This is a genomic window from Rheinheimera mangrovi (assembly GCF_003990335.1).
Classification (GTDB): domain Bacteria; phylum Pseudomonadota; class Gammaproteobacteria; order Enterobacterales; family Alteromonadaceae; genus Pararheinheimera; species Pararheinheimera mangrovi.
Genome location: NZ_CP034683.1, coordinates 2,182,301 through 2,207,199 on the forward strand (window position 1 = coordinate 2,182,301; position 24,899 = coordinate 2,207,199).

At 45.8% G+C, this 24,899-nt stretch carries 24 protein-coding genes; 8 read left to right on the forward strand and 16 right to left on the reverse strand.

The window, feature by feature from the left end; genetic code table 11:
* Positions 1 to 108: 108 nt before the first annotated feature.
* On the reverse strand, positions 109 to 723 hold the full coding sequence (yfbR, locus tag EK374_RS09815; protein ID WP_127022634.1) for a 5'-deoxynucleotidase: 615 nt from the start codon (positions 721 to 723) through the stop codon (positions 109 to 111).
* A 35-nt stretch (positions 724 to 758) separates the two neighbouring features.
* Positions 759 to 1,973, reverse strand: a complete 1,215-nt coding sequence (locus tag EK374_RS09820; RefSeq protein ID WP_127022637.1) for a pyridoxal phosphate-dependent aminotransferase — start codon at positions 1,971 to 1,973, stop codon at positions 759 to 761.
* Between the two features lie 124 nt (positions 1,974 to 2,097).
* Between EK374_RS09820 and EK374_RS09825 the strand changes: the two genes are divergently transcribed.
* The gene (locus tag EK374_RS09825) at positions 2,098 to 2,511 is read left to right on the forward strand and encodes a C40 family peptidase (RefSeq protein WP_127022640.1); all 414 of its coding nucleotides are present in this window, start codon (positions 2,098 to 2,100) and stop codon (positions 2,509 to 2,511) included.
* Positions 2,512 to 2,651: 140 nt separating this feature from the next.
* Here EK374_RS09825 and EK374_RS09830 read toward each other — a convergent pair whose 3' ends face one another.
* On the reverse strand, positions 2,652 to 3,284 hold the full coding sequence (locus tag EK374_RS09830) for a hypothetical protein (protein WP_127022643.1): 633 nt from the start codon (positions 3,282 to 3,284) through the stop codon (positions 2,652 to 2,654).
* A 218-nt stretch (positions 3,285 to 3,502) separates the two neighbouring features.
* On the opposite strand from EK374_RS09830, the gene EK374_RS09835 reads away from it, so the two are divergent.
* Genes EK374_RS09835 through EK374_RS09845 form a run of 3 tightly spaced genes read left to right on the forward strand, consistent with a single transcriptional unit; the run spans position 3,503 to position 5,569 of the window.
* A complete protein-coding gene (locus EK374_RS09835; protein ID WP_127022646.1) occupies positions 3,503 to 4,363 on the forward strand; it encodes a glucosaminidase domain-containing protein in 861 nt (286 codons plus the stop codon).
* On the forward strand, positions 4,363 to 5,013 hold the full coding sequence (locus tag EK374_RS09840) for a DUF2987 domain-containing protein (RefSeq protein WP_127022649.1): 651 nt from the start codon (positions 4,363 to 4,365) through the stop codon (positions 5,011 to 5,013). The genes EK374_RS09835 and EK374_RS09840 overlap by 1 nt, the downstream gene beginning before the upstream one ends.
* 4 nt (positions 5,014 to 5,017) lie before the next feature.
* Positions 5,018 to 5,569, forward strand: coding sequence for a DTW domain-containing protein (locus EK374_RS09845; protein WP_127022652.1), 552 nt, complete (start codon positions 5,018 to 5,020; stop codon positions 5,567 to 5,569).
* A 65-nt stretch (positions 5,570 to 5,634) separates the two neighbouring features.
* On the opposite strand, the gene ttcA is transcribed toward EK374_RS09845, so the two are convergent.
* From ttcA to ccoN, 11 genes are all read right to left on the reverse strand, one after another.
* Positions 5,635 to 6,558: a tRNA 2-thiocytidine(32) synthetase TtcA gene (gene ttcA / locus EK374_RS09850; RefSeq protein WP_127022655.1), complete on the reverse strand. Its 924-nt coding sequence runs from the start codon at positions 6,556 to 6,558 to the stop codon at positions 5,635 to 5,637.
* A gap of 71 nt (positions 6,559 to 6,629) precedes the next feature.
* Positions 6,630 to 7,562, reverse strand: a complete 933-nt coding sequence (gene uspE, locus EK374_RS09855; protein ID WP_127022658.1) for a universal stress protein UspE — start codon at positions 7,560 to 7,562, stop codon at positions 6,630 to 6,632.
* A gap of 133 nt (positions 7,563 to 7,695) precedes the next feature.
* The gene (fnr, locus tag EK374_RS09860; RefSeq protein ID WP_127022661.1) at positions 7,696 to 8,412 is read right to left on the reverse strand and encodes a fumarate/nitrate reduction transcriptional regulator Fnr; all 717 of its coding nucleotides are present in this window, start codon (positions 8,410 to 8,412) and stop codon (positions 7,696 to 7,698) included.
* A gap of 29 nt (positions 8,413 to 8,441) precedes the next feature.
* Positions 8,442 to 9,128: a sulfite exporter TauE/SafE family protein gene (locus EK374_RS09865; protein ID WP_127022664.1), complete on the reverse strand. Its 687-nt coding sequence runs from the start codon at positions 9,126 to 9,128 to the stop codon at positions 8,442 to 8,444.
* Complete coding sequence (gene ccoS, locus EK374_RS09870) at positions 9,125 to 9,313, reverse strand: cbb3-type cytochrome oxidase assembly protein CcoS (RefSeq protein WP_127022667.1); 189 nt, start codon at positions 9,311 to 9,313, stop codon at positions 9,125 to 9,127. Before ccoS ends, EK374_RS09865 begins: the two co-directional genes overlap by 4 nt.
* Positions 9,310 to 11,700, reverse strand: coding sequence for a heavy metal translocating P-type ATPase (locus EK374_RS09875; protein ID WP_127022669.1), 2,391 nt, complete (start codon positions 11,698 to 11,700; stop codon positions 9,310 to 9,312). The genes ccoS and EK374_RS09875 overlap by 4 nt, the downstream gene beginning before the upstream one ends.
* Before the next feature lie 2 nt (positions 11,701 to 11,702).
* The gene (locus tag EK374_RS09880; protein WP_127022672.1) at positions 11,703 to 12,188 is read right to left on the reverse strand and encodes a FixH family protein; all 486 of its coding nucleotides are present in this window, start codon (positions 12,186 to 12,188) and stop codon (positions 11,703 to 11,705) included.
* A 67-nt stretch (positions 12,189 to 12,255) separates the two neighbouring features.
* On the reverse strand, positions 12,256 to 13,233 hold the full coding sequence (gene ccoP, locus EK374_RS09885; RefSeq protein WP_127022675.1) for a cytochrome-c oxidase, cbb3-type subunit III: 978 nt from the start codon (positions 13,231 to 13,233) through the stop codon (positions 12,256 to 12,258).
* Positions 13,226 to 13,408, reverse strand: coding sequence for a cbb3-type cytochrome oxidase subunit 3 (locus EK374_RS09890; RefSeq protein WP_407691855.1), 183 nt, complete (start codon positions 13,406 to 13,408; stop codon positions 13,226 to 13,228). The genes ccoP and EK374_RS09890 overlap by 8 nt, the downstream gene beginning before the upstream one ends.
* Positions 13,409 to 13,410: 2 nt before the next feature.
* Complete coding sequence (gene ccoO, locus EK374_RS09895) at positions 13,411 to 14,052, reverse strand: cytochrome-c oxidase, cbb3-type subunit II (protein ID WP_127022678.1); 642 nt, start codon at positions 14,050 to 14,052, stop codon at positions 13,411 to 13,413.
* 10 nt (positions 14,053 to 14,062) lie between these two features.
* The gene (gene ccoN, locus EK374_RS09900) at positions 14,063 to 15,493 is read right to left on the reverse strand and encodes a cytochrome-c oxidase, cbb3-type subunit I (protein ID WP_127022681.1); all 1,431 of its coding nucleotides are present in this window, start codon (positions 15,491 to 15,493) and stop codon (positions 14,063 to 14,065) included.
* Positions 15,494 to 15,783: 290 nt separating this feature from the next.
* On the opposite strand from ccoN, the gene EK374_RS09905 reads away from it, so the two are divergent.
* Positions 15,784 to 16,188 (forward strand): hypothetical protein, encoded by a 405-nt coding sequence (locus tag EK374_RS09905; protein WP_127022683.1) that lies wholly within the window; start codon positions 15,784 to 15,786, stop codon positions 16,186 to 16,188.
* On the opposite strand, the gene EK374_RS09910 is transcribed toward EK374_RS09905, so the two are convergent.
* Entirely contained in the window at positions 16,185 to 17,036 is an 852-nt protein-coding gene (locus EK374_RS09910) for a D-hexose-6-phosphate mutarotase (RefSeq protein WP_127022686.1), read from the reverse strand. The genes EK374_RS09905 and EK374_RS09910 overlap by 4 nt on opposite strands.
* A gap of 67 nt (positions 17,037 to 17,103) precedes the next feature.
* Complete coding sequence (gap, locus tag EK374_RS09915; protein WP_127022689.1) at positions 17,104 to 18,117, reverse strand: type I glyceraldehyde-3-phosphate dehydrogenase; 1,014 nt, start codon at positions 18,115 to 18,117, stop codon at positions 17,104 to 17,106.
* Positions 18,118 to 18,302: 185 nt separating this feature from the next.
* Here gap and malQ point away from each other — a divergent pair, with 185 nt between their 5' ends.
* The 3 genes from malQ (at position 18,303) to glgX (ending at position 24,877) form a co-directional block, all read left to right on the forward strand.
* Positions 18,303 to 20,486 carry a 4-alpha-glucanotransferase gene (gene malQ, locus EK374_RS09920; protein WP_127022692.1) on the forward strand — a complete coding sequence of 728 codons (2,184 nt, stop codon included), beginning with the start codon at positions 18,303 to 18,305 and terminating at the stop codon, positions 20,484 to 20,486.
* Between the two features lie 165 nt (positions 20,487 to 20,651).
* Positions 20,652 to 22,829, forward strand: coding sequence for a 1,4-alpha-glucan branching protein GlgB (gene glgB, locus EK374_RS09925; protein WP_127022695.1), 2,178 nt, complete (start codon positions 20,652 to 20,654; stop codon positions 22,827 to 22,829).
* A complete protein-coding gene (gene glgX, locus EK374_RS09930) occupies positions 22,826 to 24,877 on the forward strand; it encodes a glycogen debranching protein GlgX (protein WP_127022698.1) in 2,052 nt (683 codons plus the stop codon). Before glgB ends, glgX begins: the two co-directional genes overlap by 4 nt.
* Positions 24,878 to 24,899 lie beyond the last annotated feature (22 nt).

The following is a 24,899-nucleotide window of genomic DNA, read 5'->3' on the forward strand; positions in this document are numbered from 1 at the left end:
TGGCTTGTGCCGGCCCGTCCATTTGCACCGCGCACCGTTACGGCGGGGGCGGGATAAACCCGTTCGGGATTGGATTGTAATTTGAGACGGGTGGGGACAAGCCCACCCCTACAGTTGGCCATCCTGCAAACTGATTTCATCCAAAGACAGCGAAAAGCTTGGGATGAAAATTTCAAGAAAGTAGTTCACTTCAGGTAAAGCATAGTCTTCTAACACGCTCTCCAGACGCTTTTTCGCCAGCACAAACTCATGATTGCCGGCCGACAGCTCTTCCAGAGTTTTTACATAAGCACAGAGCGTGTCCGCAGCCTTAACGAGCAGTTTTTCATCAGCCGAATACTGATCTGACAGCAGCAAAGATTGATAAAAAGGCTGTAATTTCTCCGGCAACATCGACAGCAACTTTTGCTCAGCAATACGTTCTATTTTTTTGTATTCCTGAGCAATCTGCGCATTAAAGTACTTTACCGGCGTGGGTAAATCACCGGTCAGTACTTCACTGGCGTCATGAAACAACGCCAGTGTTGCCACCCGTTCCGGTTGCACTTCACCCGCAAATACTTCACGACGAATAAGCGCCAGCATATGGGCCACAACAGCCACCTGATGGCTGTGTTCGGCCACATTTTCTGTATTGACGTTTCTCATTAGCGGCCATCTGTTGATCAGCTTCATCCGGAACAGATGAGCGAAAAAGTGGCTTGGTTCTTTATCCGTAATCATTATGGCCTTTTACTGCTGATCCACTACTGTTGATGCTACTGTTGATAGCCCGGTAAAAACTGCGCTAAGCGGCCAATCGCCATTTCCAGCTGTTCTTTATGCGGTAAAAACACAATACGGAAATGATCCGGCTCAGGCCAGTTAAAAGCACGGCCATGCACCAGCAACACTTTATGTTGACGCAAAAAGTCCAGCACCATCAGCTCATCATCTTTAATTTTAAACTTTTTACGGTCCAGTTTAGGGAATAAATACATAGCACCTTTGGGCCGCACACAGCTGATTCCGTCAATACTGGTTACCAATTTATGGGCTAAATCCATTTGGTCGTACAAACGGCCACCAGGTATGATCAGCTCGTTAATACTTTGGTAGCCACCTAAAGCTGTTTGTACCGCATGTTGGCAGGGAACGTTGGCACAAAGGCGCATAGAAGCCAGAATATTCAAACCTTCGACATAGTGTTTTGCCAGATGTTTAGCACCGGATAACAAAATCCAACCGACACGAAAACCTGCGATTCGGTAGTTTTTCGATAAACCACCAAAGGTCAGCATAAATAAATCGTCAGTTAACGAAGCTGTGGTGACATGCTCTGCACCGTCATACAATATTTTGTCGTAAATTTCATCACTCAAGACCACCAGCTTATGCTCACGGGCAATGGCCAGCAGATCCAATAAAACCGCTTTAGAGTAAACAGCCCCTGTTGGGTTATTCGGGTTGATCAACACCAGAGCTTTGGTTTTTTTGGTGATTTTGGCGCGAATATCAGCTAAATCAGGAAACCAGTCTGATTGCTCATCGCAGCGATAATGCACCGCATTGCCACCGGCCAGATTGACTGCAGCTGTCCAGAGCGGGTAATCAGGGGAGGGGATCAACACCTCATCGCCGTTATTCAGAAGTGCCTGCAACGACATCAGAATCAGTTCTGATACGCCATTACCAATATACACGTCATCCGCATCTGCGCCTAAAATGCCGCGCTGCTGATAATACTGTGCCACTGCAACCCGCGCAGAATAGATACCCTGAGAATCGCTGTAGCCCTGAGCTGTGGGCAGGTTGTGGATCACGTGTTTTAAAATTTCATCCGGCGCTTCAAAACCAAAAGGCGCGGGATTACCAATATTGAGCTTTAAAATACGCTGACCTTCTTCTTCCATCCGTTTGGCTTCACGAGCCACCGGACCCCGAATGTCATAACAAACCCCATCTAATTTTGTCGAGCGCTCTATTGGTTTCATACCGCTACCCTTATGTCTCCGTTTTTCGTTATTAGTTATAAATATCTTTGCTTACACCTTTTTACACGCCTAGACGTCTTTTGCAAGTATGATTGCAAAAAAAAGCGGGAAAATCAGGAGCTTTATGTTAAGTCTGCGAACTATCCCCGTCGGCGCTGTGGTCGGCTGCGAAATTTTTCAGTTTTTTGAGCATACTGGTATTTATATAGGGGACGGGCAAATAGTGGAGCTGGCAGGATCTGGCCTGGTGCGTTCTTTATCCTTTAACCGCTTTTTGGCAGACCGATCCGGTGCTGACTTAATTTTTGCCACTACACCGGCAGGTGAGATTATAGGTTCTGAGATTGCGGCAAACCGGGCTATAGAAAAGATTTACAGCTATCAGGATTACGACTTACTAAGGAACAACTGCCACCGCTTTACGTACAGTTGTATCAGTGGTGATTCCTTGCCGTTAACCAGTTTTTTTGATTTAAAAGAGGCTTTAAAATCATACTGGCGCTTTACACCCAACTGGATCCATACCCGTCTTACTTGAAGCCGCAGCTGTGTTGGCGCATTCCTCGCCCCAGTCACATAGGAACAACTATGCTCCTGGGGTCTCTGTCACTTGCCGCCTTGCTGCAACTCCAATTACTTAGGGTAGATAAAGCGCCTTAAAACTTGTTTGATTGATAGTTACTGGTTATCGCGCACTTCAATATCACCCACACCTACATTGGCTTCCAGTTCTTTTTTACCTTGCCCATGTAACTGACTTGAACTGGTGACCAGCACCTGATCCCGTTCATAGCGGCCTTTGCCACCTTTGATTGAGGTATCGCCTACACCAGCGTCCAGTTTAATGGAGTCGAACAAACTGGTATCAACGTCAATATCTATCTCACCAACACCTAAATCTACATTGATATCCGACGTCAGATCGTCAATTTCAATGGAGCCCACACCTAAATTGAGCGACACCGCTATATCGGCTGGCATAGTGACTGTCCAGGTTTGCTCTACATCATCGTCGTCTTCTAAATCAACCTTCAGCTTTAAGGTGGACCCATCATCACGTATGCTGATTTCTGCATCTGATAAATCACTACTGCGACCTAACCAGTCGTCATCTGGCTCTAATGCAACCACTAAATTGATGTCAGTGCCTTTTGATACTTTGACATTAATTTCACCAACCGGAACGTCCAACACCAGTTTGCTGAAGCTTTTGGCATCGATGGTTTTTTCCAGCACTTTGGCGTCGTCCGCCATCACGCTTGTTGCAGATAAAGCTATAACCAGAGCAGAAATTAAACTAAGTTGACGCATGTTATTCTCCTTTTTCATTGTTATAGCAGAGTATGCAGTTTTCTTGCCATTTTAAATTTTATTAAAAAACAAATGCTTATCTTATTCATCATTGAGGTGTCTAATTATTTCGGCCAATTTGTGGTCGAAACTACCAACAGATCTGGTTAGAATACGCGCCATTGTGGTTCTATTCACTCAGTGAATGGATCGGATAAAAGGCGAAATCAGGGCATCGCATGAAAAAAACAGAACTGAGTTTTTGGTTACTTTTATGGGCGTTGGCGCTTTATGCTGCGGCTTACCCATTTCTAAAACCTGCTCCTGTTGAAGACATCGCTTCTTTAGCTGATTGGCAAATACCGTCAAAGCTGGAAGCTCTTGATGCAGCTGATCAACGTAAGTTATTAAAAAGACTGGCATACCCTGTGGCCATGCCAGAGTTGTTACCAGTCCCTGACTTTGAACAATATAAAGATGTGGTAGAGAAGAAAAAGGCTTTTTTTGAATATTTATTGCCTTTTATTGAACGTGAAAACGCCAGGTTGTTGCATATCCGTCAGCAGATCATTGAAGTCCAGCAGAAACTGCAACAACAAGAATTAACAGTGGAAGAATATGCTTTTATCTTCAGTCTGTATGATGAATTTAAACTGGATTACCCGGACGTCGATGCTGAAGGCTTTCGTTTGCTGCTCAGCCGTGTCGACGCTATACCAGCGGACTTAGTACTTATTCAGGCAGCAAAAGAATCAGGCTGGGGTAGCAGTCGTTTTGCCTTAGAAGCTTATAATTTCTTTGGCCAGTGGTGCTTTAAAGCAGGTTGTGGCCTGGTGCCACAAAAACGCAGTGTAGGCAAATACCATGAAGTTGCAGTATTTCCTCATGTGGCTGCCGCTATTAATAGTTACTTTTATAACCTCAACACCTTTTATGTGTATGAAGATTTACGTCAACTCAGAGCAAAACGCCGCGCTGAAGGCGAAGTCGCCGGGCATCATCTGGTGACAGGTTTGCTTCGGTATTCAGAGCGTGGTCAGGACTATGTCAAAGAAATCCATACCATGCTTAAAGCCAATACTAAACATATAGACAGCTAATGATGAAATCTTATGTTCTGGCCAGTGCGCTGGTTGCTTTTAGCGGATCAGCTTTAGCTGATACCGTATTTAATTACGATGGCTTTTATGCCCGGATGAAAAAGAGTGAAAAGGTCGAGTTCAGCGATATTACGCTGGCCTTTATACTGCAAAAAGCCGGCACCAGTGAAGTCTGTACTGTGGATAAGGCGTTAATCACCACTGATATTTCTGAAGCTCCTTTAACTATTGCTGGCAATGGCGAGCTGATGTTGCCTTTTGACGAGATGCTGAATGTACAAAAAGCGCTGATCGTTTTAAAGCAGCCTGAAGGTGCAGCAGCTTGTGACTTAAACTTTAAGCTGCGCAGTAAGATGCCAGTGCCACAACAAGCTACTGTGGCTCAGCTGCGTAAATTACAAGGCCAGTTTGATGAACTTTTGGATTCATTGGCAGGTTGGGGCAAATACTGGTTACCTGATGTTTCTGGTTTAACCGTGCATTTTGCCTCAGAAGTGGTGGCGCAAAGCTCAGATGCGGCTTTAAGTCAGCAACTTTTATGTGAACAAAACCGTTGCCGATTATTTTTACCTGAATCTTTAGCTGATACTGCAACAGTACAGTTTTCTAAAGTGCCGGATCACGCTACTCCTTTATTGTTGCAGCCTTAATTCGATGCCGGAGTTGGTGCTTTACCTGCTGACCCACAGCAGGGAGTTGCAAAAAAGTACCAACACCGGCGCTTTAGTGTTAAAGGCGCTCAGAGCTTCACTAAAGATCAAGGTTGAGGTGATTGAATGGCAACGCAAAGCAGCTGATCAAAGGCTGCTGGATTTATCTGACAAGCAGCAGCTAGGGTTAATTTATCCTTTGTTATCTGATATACCCCAAGCCTGTTATCTGTTGCAGCAAGGCCAATATCAGGCTCAAAATCCTGCAGCCCTTAAAGAGCTGGCAGTCCGCCTGAATGAATCTATCACACACTGGGTTTTGTTGGATGCCACCTGGCAGGAAGCGGCTAAAATGCTTAGGCAAAGCCCTTATTTGCAGTCTTGTTATCGCCTTGGCATTAAGCCCGATACACCATCTGTGTATACACTACGGCGTAATCAAAGGGACGGCGCCTTGTGTACCGCAGAAGTGGTGATGGAACTGCTGCAGCAAAAGGGATTTATTAATGAAAAAGAGCAGCTGATGCTGCTCTTTGATGAATTTAATAAGCGCTGACCATTAGCGAAATATGGTCCCTGTCTGGCATTGGGTTTGGATTTTAGACGGGATCAACCCATCCCCTACAGTAATTCAACAAATTGGACAGCTGCAGCAGCTGGCTCGTCTTCATCCTGCAGTAAACCCACTGGTACTTTGGGTACATCAGGTTTATCAAAGGCCATATCACCTTCAACAGCCAAAGGGCTGTCTTTACTGATACCAGCAAAATCAAACAGATTTTTGTCAATCATGTGCGAGGGTACAATATTCTGCATGGCCTGGAACATGGTTTCGATACGGCCAGGGAAACGTTTATCCCAGTCCTGCAGCATTTCTTTCACCACCTGACGCTGCAAACCGTCCTGCGAGCCGCATAAGTTACAAGGGATGATTGGGAACTCACGGGCAGTCGAGTACTTTTCGATGTCTTTTTCGCGGCAATAGGCCAAAGGACGAATGACAATATGCTCGCCGTTGTCACTAATCAGCTTAGCTGGCATCGACTTCATTTTGCCGCCGTAGAACATATTTAAAAACATGGTTTCAATCATGTCGTCACGGTGATGGCCTAAGGCAATTTTAGTGGCGCCCAACTCTTTGGCCGTGCGGTATAAAATGCCCCTGCGCAAGCGTGAGCATAAAGAGCAGGTGGTTTTGCCTTCAGGAATTTTGTCTTTGACAATAGAGTAGGTGTCTTCGGTGACTATCTGAAAATCCACGCCGATACGGGTTAAATAACCAGGCAGAACATCCGCTGGAAACCCAGGTTGTTTCTGATCAAGATTCACCGCCACTATGGAAAACTGAATAGGGGCAGATTGTTGTAAATTCAGCAGAATATCCAGCAAGGTGTAGCTGTCCTTACCACCGGACAAACACACCATCACCTTGTCACCTTCTTCAATCATATTAAAGTCGGCAATGGCTTGACCAACGCCACGACGCAGGCGTTTGTGTAATTTATTCAGGTTATATTGTGCTTTGGCTTCTGCTGCATGTGACATAAAACAACGACCCTACGGAAAAATGGCGCGTAGTATAACCAACTACGCGCCAGCTTTGTAGCGTGTGGAACTTAATGTTTTGTCAGTGGACAGACAAAACCTGCAGGTTTGACTGCTAAGACGTCACAATCGAGCCTGTCTATCACATGCTCAGCAGTATTGCCAATAATGGCTGCTGATAAACCAGTGCGGCCTATGGTACCTATCACCACCATCTCGGCATCCAGTTGTTGCGCCAGTTTAGGGATCACATCTTCAGGCATCCCTTCGAGTACATGAGTCTGAGCCGATGGCAGTTCAAATTCCAATGCCAGCTTTTGCACCGCGTCCAGATGATGAGTTTTCATGGTCTGGTTGTATTCCTGCGGATTAAATTCAGGAATTTCAATGGCAATATTCACAGGTGTACCAGGGAAGGCGTTAACCAGTTGCACTTTGCCATTCAGCAGCGTTGCAAGTTGTTTGGACTGCTGAATAATGCGTTGGTTTAGCGAGCTGTGGTGCGTCTGCTCGCTACCGGCATTGACTGCCGCCACTATATTGCCATGCTCAGGCCAGTCATGATCTTTCACCAGTAATACAGGGCATGGGCATTTACGCAAAATATGCCAGTCGGTTGGGGTGAATATCATGGATTTCAGCACATCATGATCATGTGTGCCTTTGATCACCAAACTGTAATCTTTCTCCAGTACAGCCTGGACTATGGCTTCAAAAGGCCTGTTGTGCCAGACCACCTGAATATCCACCTTCAGACCCTGTTCTCTGTGTTCTGCAACCAGTTCACTGATCCAGAGTTCACGGTCATTGATCACGGCCTGGCGCATCGATTCGCGCTCTTCGCCGGATAACATAGTGGTCATTTCATAGGAAAAATCGTAAATAGATAAGAAAGCCGTCAGTTGACAGTCTTGCAGTTTGGCCAGTTGAACCGCCCGATTCAGAGCTTTTTGTTCAGCCACTGAAGGGTCTAGTACTACCAGTACTTTAGGATATAAGGTCATATCATGCTCCTGCTAAGCTAGGGCTCACCCTGTAAGTGTAGCCAAGGTAGCGAAGGTAGGCTGATAAGTCCTTGTGCTGGATCAATAAAACCCTTGGTACCAGTTATATGGTTACTTTGGGTTTACCAATCTGTCAGCGAGCGATAGCGGAACCACCAGCCAGTTTGCTTAAAGCGTCAGGATTGCTGATTGAAATCAGTTTTCCGTCCACCTGTATTAAATCGTCCTTATGGAATCGACCTAATAAACGACTAATAGTTTCAACCGTCAGGCCTAAATAGTTGCCTATCTCACCTCGGGTCATGCTTAAACGGAATTCTTTTTTTGAAAATCCACGATTGGCAAAACGCTGGGAAAGGTTAGTTAAGAAGGCTGCCAGCTTTTCTTCGGCATTTTTGCGGTTCAGTAACAACAACATTTGTTGGTCGCCACTGATATCCTGACTCATCAGTCGCATCATTTGTTGACGTAACTTTGGCAGTTCACCCATCAGATGATCCATCTGACTGTAGGGGATTTCACAGACCATCGCAGTTTCCAGTGCCTGAGCAAAGCTTGGATGTTGCTGCTCGCCAATGGCATCAAAACCTATCACGTCACCAGGTAAATGAAAGCCGGTAATTTGTTCTTCACCTGACTCAGTCAGGGTAAAGGTTTTAAAAGAACCGCTGCGCACAGCGTATAGAGAATGCAGCGTAGTTCCTGCTTCAATCAGGAAGTCACCTTTGTGCAGTGGTTTTTTGCGTTCAATAATATCATCCAGTGTGTCCAGTTCAGCATTATTAAGGCTGAAGGGCAGGCACAGCTGACTAAATCCGCAGTGTTGGCAACTCAAATTTGAACCGGACATAAGTATTCCTTTATGGCAACTTTCCCAGCTTAGAAAAGTCGCGGCGCTAATGCAATAGCTATAGTGTAAAGCGCGTATAAAGCTAATAGAAAAGCTGCGCTGGTTCTGACCCATTTGTTATTTTTAAACTGACTTAACTGGCGGGCAAAACTGCCAACGGCCAGCATAGCAGGTAAGGTTCCTAAGCCAAAAGCCAGCATCAGCATTGCACCTTGCCAGGCGCTGCCACTGGCCAGACTCCAGCCTAAACTGCTGTAGACCAGACCACAAGGTAAAAAGCCCCAACACAGACCATAAGCTAAGGCTTTTGAACTGCGATCCAGAGGTAACAAGGCCTTAGCGAGTGGCTGGATCTTGCGCCATAAAACTGCCCCCAGCTTTTCAAACAGCGTCAGGGCAAACCATAAGCGAGCGACGTAAAAAGCCATCAGCAATAACAGCATACCGGCCAGTAATTTTAACCAAAAGAAACTGATGCCGAGTTTGACCAGTACCGTTGCACCAAATGCTCCTGTCAGAGCCCCTAATAAGCTGTATGTCGTGATACGACCGAGGCTGAGCATGAACTGCAGCTTGAGTTGTTGTAGCAAATTAAGCTGAGGCATAGCGAGTTGCAATGCGCTGGCAATGCCGCCACACATCACCAGGCAGTGGCTACTGCCTAAAAAACCTATGCTCAGGGCTGCCAGCAGGTTAAGCGTAAGTTCTGGACTCATTGCGGAGGCTGTTTATCCGGATCAACTTCTGGTTTTACGGCTTGCTTTTCTTCTTCAAACAAAATACTCATGCCTTCTTTGTTTAAATCATCAAACTGGCGGCTGCGTACCGCCCAGAAAAAAATGCCCAGACCAATACAGACAAAAAGTATCGCAATAGGGATCAGCACATAAATAATACTCATGCTTTAAGTAACCTCAGTGAATTTGACACCACTAAAATAGAGCTGAATGACATACCAATCACCGCCACATAAGGTGAGACAAAACCAGCAACAGCCAAAGGAATAATCACCAGATTATACCCCACAGCCCACCACAGGTTTTGTTTTACGATGCGTTGCGCCAATACAGCGCCTTCAATCAGTTCCTGTACTAAATTCAAATCATTATGCAGTAATACCACATCGGCCTGATTTTTCGATAAATCCGTGCCTGAATCCAGAGCCACAGATACATGGGCGGCATGAAAACAAGGACTGTCGTTAATGCCGTCGCCTAACATCAGCACTTTATCACCCCGGGCAACAGCTAAGCTGATTTGTTCAACTTTTTGCTCAGGGCTACAGCCTTTAAAGACCTGATCAAGCTGCAATTGCTGTTGCACTTCTTCCACTTGAGCAGAAGAGTCACCCGTCAGCATGGACAAGGCTAAACCACGTTGTTTTAACGCTTGAACAAGTGCAGGCACTTCTGGGCGCAATGCGTCTGACAGTTCAACAGAGAGCACCAGTTGATGATTGACAGTGCAACAGACCGAGTCAGTGATCTGGTCCTGAACGTTGCAAAAAGCGGCACTGCCCACTTTTATTTCTGCAGTGGAGCCATCTTCCTGTATCCAAAGTGCTGATAAACCAGAACCCACATGCACTTGTACCCGTTCTATCTTTGCAGTAGTCGTCAGGTAAGGCGCGAAAGCTTTGGCGATAGGGTGCTCTGAATAGGTTTCGATTCGTGCTATCAGTGCGAGCAAGGTATCTTCGTCATAGAGGTTGCTATGCAGTCGGGTGTTTTGGACACTAAAACGGCCTTGCGTCAGGCTGCCGGTTTTATCCAGAAATATCGAATTAAGCTGTGGCAGAATTTCCAGCACCTGCTGATTTTTGATCAGAATGCCTTTGCGGTTTAAGCGAGCTAAGGCACAGGTAATAGCCGTTGGCGTGGCTAGTGTTAAAGCGCAAGGGCAGGTGGCGACCAGAACTGATAAGGTAACCCAAAAAGCTCTGTCTTGATCCAGCCAGAAATACCAGACTAAAAAAGTACCTAAAGCAATAACCAATAATCGCTGAATAAAGAAGCGCGCCAGCTTAGTTGTTTTTTCCACAATCTGTGGTTTTTGATTCAGCGTCTGTTGTTGCAGACTGATGATCTGACCTAAACGTGAATGAGCCAATGCCTGATGCACTGTCACTTTCAGCACACCATCATGGTTAATGCTGCCGGCCATCACAGTGTCACCAACCTTTTTGCTCACCGCCTTGTATTCACCGGTTAACATCGACTCGTCCACCGAACTTTCCCCCGACAATACCATGCCATCTGCTGCTATGGTTTCACCGGCCTGAACAAGTATGACTTGTCCGGCTTCTAAACGACGGGCAGAGGTTGAAATCACCTCATCTCCTTGCAGCAACCTGGCAGAAACGGGCATGATTTTTAACAGGTTACCTGTGGCAGCTCTGGCCTGAGCTCTGGCACGGAATTCAAAAAACTTACCCAGTTGCAGTAGAAATACAAACATACAAACGGATTCAAAATACACTTCACCTATACCAAACAAAGTGGCATAGGCAGAGGCGATAAAGGTATAAAATACGGCTAGCGTAACAGGCACGTCCATATTTAACTCACGCCCTTTGACCGCGCGCCAGGCACTTAAGGTAAAAGGTTTAGCACTGTAAAACACCACAGGAGTTGTTAATAACAAACTGATCCAACGCAAATAGCCTTCAAATTCTGGTTCTATGCCGGTGTATTCTCCAAAATAGAGGCCAAAAGCCAGCATCATCACCTGCATACTCATAATGCCTGATACAGCGAGACGCTTTAAAAATTGACGTAATTCGGTTTGTTGAACGGCTTCTTCCTGATCAGCCATAAAAGGCGATGCCTGATAGCCCAATTGATTGATGCTACTGAGTATGTCGCTGAGTTTAAGTTGTTTTACATCCCAACTGACGATACAGCGGGCTGTGCTGGAATTAACGCTGACGGTGTGAATGGCGGGATTTTTTTTCAGTTGTTTTTCAATCAGCCAGGCACAGGCTGCGCAGCTAATACCGCTAATCGATAATTCAATTTGAGTCTGATTGTCTTTGCTTTGGGTCAGGTCAGCCAATATTTCTGCGCTGTCATAATTGAGCAGTTGTAATTGACCGGGTACCAGTTCAGCCTTGCTGGCCGGGGCGGTACGAAATTTATAATAATCGCCCAGTCCCTGGTCGATAATAGTTTCAGCGACGGCTAAGCAACCTGGGCAACAAAAATGCCGCGGCTGCTGCTCTATGCTAAGAGTAAAGTCTGAGCCTGCCGGTATGGCTTCATTGCAGTGAAAACAACCTGTATACGACACTGTTAATATCCCAGCTTAAATTCACCTTGTTGTGGCAGCATAACGGTAGCCCTCAGTTTCCAGTCTTTGTGTTCATCAGACACCACCAGATTCCATTTACCTTCTAAAGTCTTAGGTAAAGTGGCGACATACAGATTTTCGCCGCTACGCTCTGCAGTAACGATAAAATCATTGGCAGCAATGGTGTTGTGGAGAAACTCAAGCGACAGATGTTGGCCTAAGGTTTTATTTTGTTCGAAACGTACTATGACCTGATTGGCGGCAATCAAAGTGTTGGCATGTAAATTACGTAATTCAGCCTCTCGGTATTTGGCTAAATTCATATTAATAGCACGGCCTTCTTTGTAGTAATCATCGATCACCAGATCCGGATTATTTTGCTGCATGATGTAAATGGTGTGGCCACCTTTGATAAAGGAGACGATGGGGAAGGCGATCAATAACCAGGGCCACAGCTGTTTGTACCAGGGTTTTGTATCATGCAACATAAAGACCTCTTACAGATAGCAATAAGCCCCACAAAGCGGGGCTTATTAGATTTAACAGCAAGACAGATTACTTACTGCTTTCTTCTGGACGTGATAAACGGTAAACGTAAGCAGAGATAATATGGATTTTGTCTTCACCTAAAATCTCTTTAAACGCGGGCATCTGACCGTTACGGCCTTTATTCAGCGTTTCTTCTACAGCACCGTGTGAACCACCGTATAACCAAGTGTTGTCCGTCAGGTTAGGTGCGCCGAATGGCAGGTTATGGGCTAAGCTGCCTTTACCATCTACGCCGTGACAAGCTGCACACATGCCAAACTTCATTTTGCCGGCTGCTGCATCTTTATCATTTACCTTACGGCCTGACAGGCTTAATACATAAGCTGTCATCTCTTTTACACCTTGTTCACCCAAAGCATCGCCCCAGGCTGGCATAGCCGCTTTACGACCATACAGCAGGGTTTCTTTGATCTTGTCCGGCGTACCACCATATAACCAGTCATCATCTGTCAGGTTAGGGAAACCACGCTGACCACGGGCATCTGAGCCGTGACACTGTGCACAGTTTTGCAGGAACAAACGTTGACCTACTTTTAATGCATCAGCGTCATAGGCCAAATCCAGTATGTCGCGGCTGGTGTACTTGGCAAATTCTTTGGCATAGGTTTCGCTGGCTGCATCATACTCGCGGTCCAACTGTACGTTTTTGCCATCCAGTTTGTTTTGTTCTACAGCAGCTTTAGACTCAGCCAGGTTTTTAATACCCTGGTTTGAACTGGTCCAGTTTAAAAAGCCTTTATAGTTACCTAAGCCAGGGTAGGCGGCAAAGTAATACACCGACCAGACGATGGTGGCGTAAAACATATAAGTCCACCATTTTGGCAGAGGATTGTTAATTTCTTCAATGCCATCAAACTCGTGACCAGTCGATTCGCCCTCTTTGACTCCAACATGGTTTTTTAAGTTCCAGGTTAAAATGACGGCGCAAAATACGATACACGCTATTGTTAAGACACTGATCCAAGTGCTCCAAAAGCTACTCATGATCCGACTCCTGTTTCTGTTGTTGTTTTGGTTTTTGGTCGTCTGCAAAAGGCAAATTTGCCTGTTCATCGAAGTCTGGCTTGCGTTTTAGTACAAATAGCCAGACCACGAGACCAATAAAACCTACAAACACTAGCACGGTGAAAATACTGTGTAGGGTTGCAATATCCATCATTATTACTTCAGCGCCGTGCCAAGGGATTGCAGATAGGCAATTAATGCCTGCATCTCTGTTTTTCCTTTGACAGATTCTGTAGCAGCCGCGATTTCTTCGGCAGAGTACATCACGCCGTCTTCATCGTTTGCAGGCATTTTGCCTTTAGTTAACTTGTTGAAGATTTCCATCTTTTTCGGAGTTAACTCGCCATCCAGCGTGTTTGTCGCCAGCCATGGAAAACCAGGCATATTCGACTGAGGCACAACGTCACGTGGGTTCATTAAGTGCGCATAGTGCCAGTCATCACTGTAACGACCGCCAACACGGGCTAAATCAGGACCAGTACGTTTTGAACCCCATAAAAATGGATGTTCCCATACACTTTCACCGGCAACAGAGTAGTGACCGTAACGTTCCACTTCATGGCGGAACGGGCGGATCATCTGACTGTGGCAGTTGACACATCCTTCACGGATATAAATGTCACGGCCTTCCAGTTGTAGCGCTGTGTACGGCTTTAAGCCGTCCACAGGTTCGGTGGTTTCTTTTAAAAACAGCAGCGGAGTGATTTCAACCAGAGTACCAAAGCTGATTGCAAGCACTGTGCCTATGGCTAACCAGCCAGCACTTTTCTCAAAAAATTCATGATAGTTCTTAGACACAATAAGCTCCTTACGCTGCTTCAGCTACTGGTTCCAGAGCACCATCTTTCGCTCTGATAGTTTTCACAACGTTATACGCCATGACCAGCATACCTGTGACGACAAAACAGCCACCGATAAAGCGCATCAGGTAGAACGGGTAAGAGGCTTCTAAGCTTTGTACAAAGCTGTAGGTCAGGGTGCCGTCAGTGTTGACTGCACGCCACATCATGCCTTGCATAATGCCGCTGATCCACATAGCAACAATGTACAGAACCACGCCGATAGTGTGTAACCAGAAGTGGGTGTTGATCAGCTTGATGCTGTACATCCGGCCCTGGTTATAAATATTCGGGATCAGGTGGTAAATAGCGCCGATAGACACCATGGCAACCCAACCTAAAGCACCTGAGTGTACGTGACCTACTGTCCAGTCTGTGTAATGCGACAGCGCGTTTACAGACTTGATCGCCATCATAGGACCTTCGAAAGTCGACATACCGTAGAAAGACAGTGACACGATCAGGAAACGTAAGATAGGGTCAGTTTTCAGTTTATGCCAGGCACCAGACAGTGTCATGATACCATTGATCATGCCACCCCAGCTTGGTACGAACAGGATGACTGACATCACCATACCTACAGACTGAGTCCAGTCTGGCAGGGCAGTGTAGTGCAAGTGGTGTGAACCGGCCCAGATGTACAGCGCGATCAGAGCCCAGAAGTGCACCACTGATAAACGGTAGGAGTACACAGGACGGCCAGCCTGTTTTGGTACGAAGTAATACATCATACCCAGGAAGCCTGCTGTTAATAAGAAACCTACAGCGTTGTGACCATACCACCATTGCACCATGGCATCTACTGCACCAGCGTAAACAGAATACGACTTGGTGAAAGACACTGGCACTGCCATGCTGTTTACTATGTGCAGAGCTGCAACGGTAATAATAAAACCACCGTAAAACCAGTTTGCCACGTAAATATGGCTGGTTTTACGTTTAACCAGTGTGCCGAAGAACACTATGGCATACGAAATCCAGACCACTGCAATCAAAATGTCGATTGGCCATTCCAGCTCAGCATATTCTTTACTGCTGTTACCTATACCCTGAGGCAAAGTAATAATTGCGGCAATAATGACTGCTTGCCAGCCAATAAAAGTAAACATCGCAAGCTTCTCGGCAAAAAGCCTGACCTGGCAGGTACGCTGAACCACATAATAAGACGTGGCAAACAGAGCACTTGTACCAAAGGCGAAGATTACTGCGTTAGTGTGAAGAGGACGAAGACGACTGTATGTAAACCATGCCGTGTCAAAATTAAGTGCGGGCCAATACAGTTGCGCCGCAAGTAATACACCCAACCCCATACCGACAATACCCCACATCACTGTGGTGACGGCAAAAAGGCGGACAACGGTATAGTTGTAGTCAACATTTAACGATTTGGTCTGGCTCATGTTGAGTTCCGCTGCAGTTTATTGCTAGTGATTAAAAATTCACCCTAAGGTGACCCTTCTTATTGTTGATTAACAGTGTAGCAGCCTCCGTAACAAGCAAAGCAACTAAACCCCTAACCATTTTGGGGCGAAATAATACGAGTTTTGCCTTTAAAAAGATAGGCAAAACAGCCGCTTTTATGATGTAGAACAATACTGCTGGTCGCAAAATAACCAATTACAGCAGTGTTTTGCGTTTCATCGCAGCAAGAAGGTACACTTAGCATCCTTTATCTAAGGAAAATGATCAGATGAGATTCTTCGTCCTCGCTTTTTATTTGTTCTGTCTTGCTGCCTGTTCAGAGCAAAAGCCTCAGTTGCAGAGCGAAGTATTGCAACTGCATCAGGACCAGAACGTCAGCGTAAGTTTAAGCCCGGCTGATGCGCCGGTCGAAGAAATTCTAAACTGGACTATCGAATTGTCGGACGGTTGGAAAATCAAACAAGCAGAAGTGACAGGTCTGTCGATGAGTATGGGCACTATACCGCTAGTGTTTAAAGCTGTGGCTGGGCAGTCACAGCTTTATAGTACTGAAATGGTGTTGGGTGCCTGCAGTCAGCCGAGAATGCAGTGGCAATTGCAGTTGACACTGCTTCATGCCACAGAAGGGGAAAAGCTGTTGCTGTTGCCTTTTTATTCCAGCTGGCCAGACTAAGCCAAATAACGGATTTGTTGTACCAATTGCAGCGGGGCTTTATTGCTCAGATCCAAGCGGGCTGTTTCTACGCAAACATAATCCAGATAACCTGTATCTGGTAAGTCTTTTAATGCTGCCGCTTTTTCTGTCCATGGATTCCATAACACGCTGGCATCGTGGCCTAGCTGAGCGATCTGCACAGCAGTGCTTTGCTGATCTAAAGTTAACTCATCTGCGGTATTAAGATAAACCCTGTCCACTTCTGCTGTGAATTTCAGTTCAGCCTGTGTCTGCACAAAACGCCCGCCGCCTTGTACTTTATCCAGATAATCTCCGGACAAGGGACTGACTGAAACCTGATGCACTGAATCCACGTTAAAATAGCTATGCAATGCAGCTTGCTGTATGCCCTGGTCCGAGTTTAGCGTCAGGGTTAAAGCGGTTTCGGTTAACTGCAGGGTCAAACTTAAATAAGAAGGCGCGTCGGAATAAGGCAAAGCTTTGGTTTCTATACTAAACTCAATGCTGACAGCGGATCCGGTGACTGACTGGGTCACAAGCTGCCAAAGTTCAGTACGCACTACGCCATGATTCGGTAACTTTTGTGCTGCAGGGTTAAACTCTGCTGCTACAGGTCCAAACCAGGGCCAGCATACAGGTACGCCTCCGCGGATAGGGGTATTATTTTGCCATGCCGCTTTAGGTGATAAATAAATGACCTCAACCTCTGCTGTTGGCTTATAAGAGAGCAGGTGAGCGCCATAGCTGCTAATGACAGCTGTTGCCTGACCACAAGTGAGTACAAAACAAGGTAAATCCTCTAAGTGGGCAAACCCGGAGAGTTGAGTAATGGCGTTGCTGGACATCTGATGACCTCAAATTCAGGAGAAAGAAAAGGCGGCTAAAAAGCCGCCTCTGCAAAGGTTCTGAAGCTTACTGACTATGTTTCATCAGTTCAACAGTGTTGTCGAGCATACGGTTACTGAAACCCCACTCGTTGTCATACCATGCCATTACTTTCACCAGACGACCGTTTACGCGGGTTTCACTGGCATCAAAAATAGATGACATTGGGTTGTGGTTGAAATCGACTGATACCAATGGTAAATCGTTGACCGCTAATACCTGATTCATCGGGCTTTGTGCTGCAGCTTTACGGATAATATCGTTGACTTCTTCTACCGTGGTGTTACGACCGGCAATAAAAGATAAATCCACTAAAGAAACGTTTAGGGTAGGAACACGTACGGCTAAACCGTCAAATTTACCTTTCAGTTCAGGCACTACTAAGCCTACAGCTGCAGCTGCACCGGTTTGAGTTGGGATCATCGACATCGCAGCGGCACGGGCACGACGCACGTCTGTGTGGTACACATCACTTAAACGCTGGTCGTTGGTGTAAGCGTGAATAGTGGTCATTAAACCTGATTCGATGCCTAAGGCGTCGTTTAACGGCTTGGCGATAGGAGATAAACAGTTGGTGGTGCATGAAGCGTTAGAAATGATGGTCATGTCTTTAGTAATGACATCATGGTTTACGCCATACACTACAGTCGCATCCACATCTTTCGCCGGAGCAGAGATAATGACTTTCTTTGCACCTGCTGTTAAGTGAGCACCTGCAGTCTGACGGTTGGTGAACAGACCTGTACATTCCAGTACTACGTCGACATTTAATTCGGCCCATGGCAGGTTCGCCGGACTACGTTCACTTAAGGTCAGAATTTCATCTTTATTAACGAAAATGGCTTTGTCTGAGTGCTCTACGTCAGCGAAGAAAATGCCGTGAGCTGTGTCGTACTTCAGTAGATGAGCATTAATAGCGGCATCGCCTAAATCGTTGATGGCTACAACTTTGATGTCATAATTCTTCTTTGACTCATATAAAGCGCGTAAAACGTTGCGGCCAATACGACCAAAACCATTAATTGCTACACGAATTGTCATAACCTATCCCCAGACTGTAATTTAATTCTGTAATAAAATTACATTTTTTGTCATTCTTTTCAAGTACAAAAAAGTTATGCATTCGTATTTTCTTAATCCAGGTCTTGAATCTGGAGTAGACTGTGATAATTAATTTTCGCTAACCATTTACTTTTCCGAGCAAAATGCGGGTCCCTGGAGCCTTTATGGACAAACAATTACTTTCCGATCTGATTGCCTTCACAGGCATAGAAACAAAATTTACCGACGCATGGGGCAACCAATCAGAAGTCGAAGAGAAAAATTTACTCACTTTATTAGCAGCCCAGGGTTTTGCTGTGGATAACGATGCGTTAACCCGCGAGCAGTTAATTGAGCGCCAACAAGATCACTGGGAGCTATTGCTCGATCCTGTGTCGGTGCAAAAAGCCGGGCAAGATACACAAATTCAGTTGAAGTTACCTATCGCCTTAGCCAATACACCTTTAGAGCTTGTATTGAACACTGAACAAGGTAAAACATATACCTTTACAGTGACTGCGACAGAGGATGCTGATTTAAACCAGGTGATAGTATTTGACGGTGAAGAATATCAACAATATCAATGGACTTTGCCATTACTGCTTGAGCAGGGTTATCACAGTTTAAGCTTGACTTTAGGTGAGCTGGATTTTGTTCAGTCATTGATCATTACACCACCTGCCTGTTTCCAGCCTGCCGAATTTAAGAAGCAAAAACAATGGGGCGTATCGGTGCAATTGTACTGTGTGCGTTCAGAACAGAATTGGGGTATTGGAGACTTTGCGGACTTACGTTTCCTGCTGGGGCATTTAGCCAAACAAGGCGCTGATTTTGTCGGTTTAAACCCCATCCATGCACTTTATCCAGCCATGCCGGAATCTGCCAGCCCTTATAGCCCATCTTCACGTCGCTGGTTAAATATTATTTATTTAGCCGTGCCTGAAATGTTGGGTTTTGATCAATGCCAGCAGGTTAAACAGTTGGTTAATGCGCCAGGCTTTAAGCAGCAGCTAGAGGCTGCGCGTGCTGCTGAATGGGTTGACTACAGCGCTGTGACCCGTTTGAAGCTGCCGGTGTTAAAGGCACTGTATCAATGGTTTACTGAGCATCAGGCTGAACATACTGAACTTGCTCAGGCATTTTCTGTATTTAAACAACAATCTGGTGAAAGTTTATTACAATTGGCGTTGTACGATGCAATTCACGCCCATTTAATTCAAAAAGATGCGCATGCGTGGGGCTGGCCTGTATGGCCTGAAGCCTGGCAAAGACCTGATAGCGCTGAAGTGCTGGCATTTGCCGAAGAACATGCCCATGAACTGGATTTTTACTGCTATCTGCAATTCATTGCCCGTGAACAGCTGGCAAAAGCGCAAGCCTTTGCCAAAGAGCAGGGCATGTTATTAGGTTTGTACCGTGATTTAGCTGTTGGCGTCAGTGAAGCTTCGACTGAAATCTGGGGGAACCCTGAACTGTATTGCCGTGGTGCCAGCGTAGGTGCGCCGCCTGATATTTTAGGACCTAAAGGCCAGAACTGGGGTTTACCTCCTATGCTGCCTTATCAAATGTTCCAGCAAGCTTACCGGCCTATGATCGATTTATTCCGCGCTAATATGCAAAATTCAGGTGCGCTGCGTATTGACCATGTTATGGCCTTATTACGCTTATGGTGGGTGCCGAAAGGAGCTGAAAGTGCAGGGGACGGAGCTTATGTGTATTACCCGATCCAGGATTTATTAGGTATTTTAGCTCTTGAGTCGCAGCGCCATCAGGTGGTGGTGATAGGTGAAGACTTAGGCACAGTACCAGACGGCATTCGTGAAATACTGGCTGAGTACGGTATGTATTCTTACCGGGTGTTTTTCTTTGAAAAAGCCGAAGATGGTGGTTACGTGTCCCCGGCTCACTATCCGGTGCAGGCTATGGCGACGTTAACAACCCATGATATGCCAACTTTAATAGGTTACTGGCACTGTGATGACTTGCATTTAGGTAAAAAAGTGGGGCTGTATCGTGATGATCAGTTACCTGCATTATTTGAATCCCGTCATAAAGACAAACAAAAAATCCTTGATTCATTGCATGGCCATCAAATGTTGGACTCGAATTTTGACCACAATGTAGACCATGTCGGTATGAGTACTGAGCTGAGTCATGCCATTCAGCGCCATGTTGCTAAAGGCTCTAGTCAGTTATTGTGTTTGCAGTTGGAAGACTGGATGGAAATGACACAACCAGTGAATATACCGGGCACCAGCGATGAATACCCGAACTGGCGACGCAAGTTGACTATGACCTTAGAACAACTGGCGCAGCAGCAAAATGTTAATCAATTACTGCAAGAGCTGACTCGTTTACGTCGTAGTTAACAGGCGCTAAAGTCACGATGTAATTCGAATTTTTGAGGCCATAGCAAAAAACTAAAGCGATGGCTTCAAATAATTCGGTTATAAAACTGCCATAACCCCATGGCAGTTTTATTGTAATTTGTTATCTTAGAGACCAAGACGGTAAAAAAATCAAAAGGATAGTTCATGTCCGTAACTCAGTTAGCCTCTGCCAGTTGTTCGTCTCCATTCTCTATATTGTCCTGGCAACAAGGAACAACCAAAGGTTTAATGATCCGCGCTTATTTGCCAGATGCGGCCAAAGTTGAAGTATTTGATTTTGCGACCCGCAAATCTTTGGGTCAGATGGCGGCAAAGCCTGTTTTACATGGTTTATTTGAACTTGAATTACCTAAAAAACGTAAAGCCAGTCCTTATTATTTTCAGATAGAAACCCCTCATCATCATGGTTATGAGCTGGTTGACCCTTTTCAGTTTCAAGACGAAGCCTATTACGCTGTGCACTTTGTCAACAGCAAACCAGAGAATCTTTATAAACAGCTAGGTGCGCAGCTTATAGAGCTGAACCTTGGTAAAAAGAAACTTAACGCAACCCGCTTCGCTGTTTTTGCTCCTAATGCATCCAGTGTCAGTCTGATAGGCGATATGAATCAGTGGGATGGCCGCCGTCATCCGATGCAACGCACTGAATGCGGTCATTGGGTGTTGGTGATGCCAGAGGTTGGCGCAGGTGTGCGTTATAAATTTGAAATCAAAGACGCTTTTGGTAATTTATTACCTCATAAAGCAGATCCTTTGGCCTTTGCCGCTGAACAATATCCTTCTCATGCTTCGTTGGTTTTCGATCACTCTCAGTACCAGTGGCAGGATAAAACATGGCAAGAGCGGCATTTTGATCCTTATCATGAAGCCATGAGCATTTATGAACTGCATCCTGGCTCCTGGAAGCACAATCAGCATGGTGAGCCACTCACCTATACTGAGCTTGCGCTTGAGCTTATTCCTTATGTGTTGGATATGGGCTACACCCATATCGAATTACTGCCTGTGATGGAACATCCATATTCTGGTTCATGGGGTTATCAGCCGTTGGGGTTGTTTGCCGCAACTTCACGTTTTGGTACTCCGGATCAGTTCAAAGCTTTTGTCGATGCGTGCCACCAGGCCGGAATCGGCGTGATTTTAGATTGGGTTCCAGCTCACTTCCCGGAAGATGCGCATGGTCTGGCCCGTTTTGATGGTAGTCATTTATATGAATACGAAGATCCACGCCGTGGTTGGCACCCGGACTGGAATTCCTGCATTTATGATTACGGCAAAGATCCGGTAAGGCAGTTTTTAGTCGCCAGTGCTTTGTTCTGGCTGGATTACTTTCATATTGACGCGCTAAGGGTTGATGCGGTGGCGTCGATGTTGTATCTGGATTATTCGCGTCGTGATGGAGAATGGGTGCCTAATATCGACGGTGGTAATCATAACTATGAAGCCATTAGTTTATTACGTTGGCTGAATACTGAAGTGTATCGCCAGTATCCAAAAGCCATGATGATAGCGGAAGAGTCAACATCATTTAACGGCGTGACCCGACCTGTGGATTTAGGCGGGTTAGGCTTTGGCTTTAAATGGAACATGGGCTGGATGAACGACACGCTACGTTACATCAAAAAAGACCCAGCCTATCGTAAGTTCCACCATAACGATTTAACTTTCTCTATGGTGTACGCCTTTAATGAGAACTTCATTTTGCCTTTGTCACACGACGAAGTGGTGCATGGCAAAGGCAGTATCATCAATAAGATGCCTGGGGATGAATGGCAACAAGCCGCTAATTTAAGGGCTTATTACGCCTTTATGTTTGCGCACCCAGGGAAGAAGTTAAACTTTATGGGCAATGAGTTCGGGCAGGGCACCGAATGGGATCACAACCAGCAATTGCCGTGGTTTTTATTATCTTTCGAAAAGCATAAAGGCATACAGCAATTATTCCGTGATTTAAACCTGACGTACAAAGCCTGTGCGCCTCTGCATCAACTGGATCACGAACCAGCGGGATTCCGCTGGATTAATTATCAGGATGCTGAACACAGCACTTTAAGTTTCTACCGTTTAGATCAACAAGGCCAGGCTGTGTATGTGGTCAGTAACTTTACGCCAATACCACGCAGCGCTTTCCGTTTATCTGTGGCAGAGCAAGGCGAATACGAAGTGATCCTCAACACAGACAGCGAATATTACTGGGGCAGCAATTATCCGGTGGGTGATTATTTGCCAGCCTTTCCAGCCGCAGCATTTGGCTTAGACTATATGGTGCAATTGGATTTACCTCCTTTGTCGACCCTTTATGTGAGACGTAAATTATCGTGAATACTAAACCAGAGCCAACTCCTGAATGGATAAGTAGTACAGGCACTGCTTATCCACCAGGTCCCACTCAGACAGGCCCACATAGCTGGAACTTTTCTGTGTATGCGCCTGATGCGTCTTCACTCTGGTTATGTTTATTTTGTCCTGATACCGAAGAGCCGCTGGCTGAGGTTGAGTTTTTTGCCCGTACCGGAGAAGTTTGGCATATACAGCTGGAAGGTATTGAACCTGGCACTTTATACGGCCTGCGGGCCGAAGGTGTTTGTCAGGCGAGTTCAGGGTTGGTGTTTGATCGCAACAGATTATTGATAGACCCTTATGCCAAACAACTGAATCGCGCTTTAGTCTGGAACGAACGGCTTTATCAGGTGCACAGCCATTATATGGTGCCCAAAGCAGTGTTGGCATCGCAGGCTTTTGATTGGCAAGGCGCCAAAAAACCTGCGATACCTCGCGAGAAAACCATTATTTATGAAGCCCATGTTAAGGGGCTGACCAAGTTGCATCCGGATGTACCGGACGCTCTTCGCGGTAAATATCAGGGCATGTGTCATCCGGCTGTTATTCAGCATTTAAAAGACTTAGGCATTACCACAGTGCAGTTATTGCCTGTCGCCAGTTTTATGAGTGAGCCACGCTTAGAAAAGCTGAAACTGAGTAATTATTGGGGCTATAACCCGATCAATTTTTTCGCTCCTGATGCCCGTTATCAGGTCGAGGATGCAGTGACAGAGTTTAAAGAGCTGATCCGTACTTATCACCAGCATGGTCTGGAAGTGATTCTGGATGTGGTGTTTAACCACACGGCGGAGGCTGAGGACTATCGTTTAAGTTTCAGAGGTTTAGCTAACAGGCATTATTATCTGTTTGAAAATCACGCCGACATTACCGATTATCAGCAAAACTGTAATTACAGCGGCTGCGGTAATACGCTCAATGTGGCGCATCCAGTGACTCAACGTTTAGTGCTAGATGCATTGCGGTATTGGGCAACAGAGATGCAGGTCGATGGTTTCCGCTTTGATTTAGCTGTGACTTTAGCGCGTGAACATAAGCGTTTTGATGCCTATGCAACTTTTTTACAGGTAATAGCACAGGATCCGGTGTTAAGTCAGGTTAAATTGATAGCTGAACCCTGGGACTTAGGGCCTTTTGGTTACCAGTTGGGGCAGTTTCCGGCGCAATGGTCTGAACTGAATGATAAATGCCGCGATACCTTTCGCTCTTTCTGGCGGCAGGATGCAAGTCAGTTGCCTGAGTTCGCCACCCGCTTGTTGGGATCACGCGATATTTTCCAGAAACATCATAAACCTGCCTGCTGCAGCGTGAACTACATCAGTTATCACGACGGTTTTACCTTGCAGGACATGGTCTGTTATCAGGATAAACACAACTGGTTGAATGCAGAGCAAAACCGCGATGGCCATGGCCACAATTTAAGCCTGAATTATGGTGTGGAAGGGCCCAGCAGCGATGCTGACATTTTGCAAAAAAGATTCAGGCATAAACGTAACCTAGTGGCAACGCTAATGCTTAGTCAGGGCATAGTGCATTGGTTGGGGGGAGATGAGCTGAGTCACACCCAACAAGGCAATAACAATGCCTATTGCCAGGACAATGAAATCAGCTGGCTACACTGGCAGTTGGATTACCAGGCCACACAGTTTCTGGGGTTCGTCAAAAAGATGATTCATTTGCGTCAGCAGTTTACCTGTTTACAGCAGCTCTCTTTGCTGGACGATCAGTATCAACTGCATGGTGATAAACATCAGGTCAGTTGGTATTTAGCAGATGGCAGTGTAAAACAAGACGAACACTGGACAGATCCCTACAAAACAAACTGTGTTTTTGTCATTGAGCACTTAAAAGATCATCAGGCCATGCTGGTGATTATCAACGCTAGTGATCATCCGCTTCAGGTCGAGTTACCGAAAAAAAGCTGGCAGTTGCTTGTTGATACTCAGTTTGAGACTGGTGAGCCGCTGGAAAAATCAGCAATAAGGACTCGATATTTGCAGAGTGAACGATCTTTATCCATTTGGAGATGAGTTTTTTCAGTTGAGCTTTTTC

What these genes read in the sequence shown, in the direction of transcription:
- yfbR (WP_127022634.1), bottom strand. Translation starts at nt 723, where the DNA reads ATGATTACGGATAAAGAACCAAGCCACTTTTTCGCTCATCTGTTCCGG.
- EK374_RS09820 (WP_127022637.1), bottom strand. Translation starts at nt 1,973, where the DNA reads ATGAAACCAATAGAGCGCTCGACAAAATTAGATGGGGTTTGTTATGAC.
- EK374_RS09825 (WP_127022640.1), top strand. Translation starts at nt 2,098, where the DNA reads ATGTTAAGTCTGCGAACTATCCCCGTCGGCGCTGTGGTCGGCTGCGAA.
- EK374_RS09830 (WP_127022643.1), bottom strand. Translation starts at nt 3,284, where the DNA reads ATGCGTCAACTTAGTTTAATTTCTGCTCTGGTTATAGCTTTATCTGCA.
- EK374_RS09835 (WP_127022646.1), top strand. Translation starts at nt 3,503, where the DNA reads ATGAAAAAAACAGAACTGAGTTTTTGGTTACTTTTATGGGCGTTGGCG.
- EK374_RS09840 (WP_127022649.1), top strand. Translation starts at nt 4,363, where the DNA reads ATGATGAAATCTTATGTTCTGGCCAGTGCGCTGGTTGCTTTTAGCGGA.
- EK374_RS09845 (WP_127022652.1), top strand. Translation starts at nt 5,018, where the DNA reads ATGCCGGAGTTGGTGCTTTACCTGCTGACCCACAGCAGGGAGTTGCAA.
- ttcA (WP_127022655.1), bottom strand. Translation starts at nt 6,558, where the DNA reads ATGTCACATGCAGCAGAAGCCAAAGCACAATATAACCTGAATAAATTA.
- uspE (WP_127022658.1), bottom strand. Translation starts at nt 7,562, where the DNA reads ATGACCTTATATCCTAAAGTACTGGTAGTACTAGACCCTTCAGTGGCT.
- fnr (WP_127022661.1), bottom strand. Translation starts at nt 8,412, where the DNA reads ATGTCCGGTTCAAATTTGAGTTGCCAACACTGCGGATTTAGTCAGCTG.
- EK374_RS09865 (WP_127022664.1), bottom strand. Translation starts at nt 9,128, where the DNA reads ATGAGTCCAGAACTTACGCTTAACCTGCTGGCAGCCCTGAGCATAGGT.
- ccoS (WP_127022667.1), bottom strand. Translation starts at nt 9,313, where the DNA reads ATGAGTATTATTTATGTGCTGATCCCTATTGCGATACTTTTTGTCTGT.
- EK374_RS09880 (WP_127022672.1), bottom strand. Translation starts at nt 12,188, where the DNA reads ATGTTGCATGATACAAAACCCTGGTACAAACAGCTGTGGCCCTGGTTA.
- ccoP (WP_127022675.1), bottom strand. Translation starts at nt 13,233, where the DNA reads ATGAGTAGCTTTTGGAGCACTTGGATCAGTGTCTTAACAATAGCGTGT.
- EK374_RS09890 (WP_407691855.1), bottom strand. Translation starts at nt 13,408, where the DNA reads ATGATGGATATTGCAACCCTACACAGTATTTTCACCGTGCTAGTGTTT.
- ccoN (WP_127022681.1), bottom strand. Translation starts at nt 15,493, where the DNA reads ATGAGCCAGACCAAATCGTTAAATGTTGACTACAACTATACCGTTGTC.
- EK374_RS09905 (WP_127022683.1), top strand. Translation starts at nt 15,784, where the DNA reads ATGAGATTCTTCGTCCTCGCTTTTTATTTGTTCTGTCTTGCTGCCTGT.
- EK374_RS09910 (WP_127022686.1), bottom strand. Translation starts at nt 17,036, where the DNA reads ATGTCCAGCAACGCCATTACTCAACTCTCCGGGTTTGCCCACTTAGAG.
- gap (WP_127022689.1), bottom strand. Translation starts at nt 18,117, where the DNA reads ATGACAATTCGTGTAGCAATTAATGGTTTTGGTCGTATTGGCCGCAAC.
- malQ (WP_127022692.1), top strand. Translation starts at nt 18,303, where the DNA reads ATGGACAAACAATTACTTTCCGATCTGATTGCCTTCACAGGCATAGAA.
- glgB (WP_127022695.1), top strand. Translation starts at nt 20,652, where the DNA reads ATGTCCGTAACTCAGTTAGCCTCTGCCAGTTGTTCGTCTCCATTCTCT.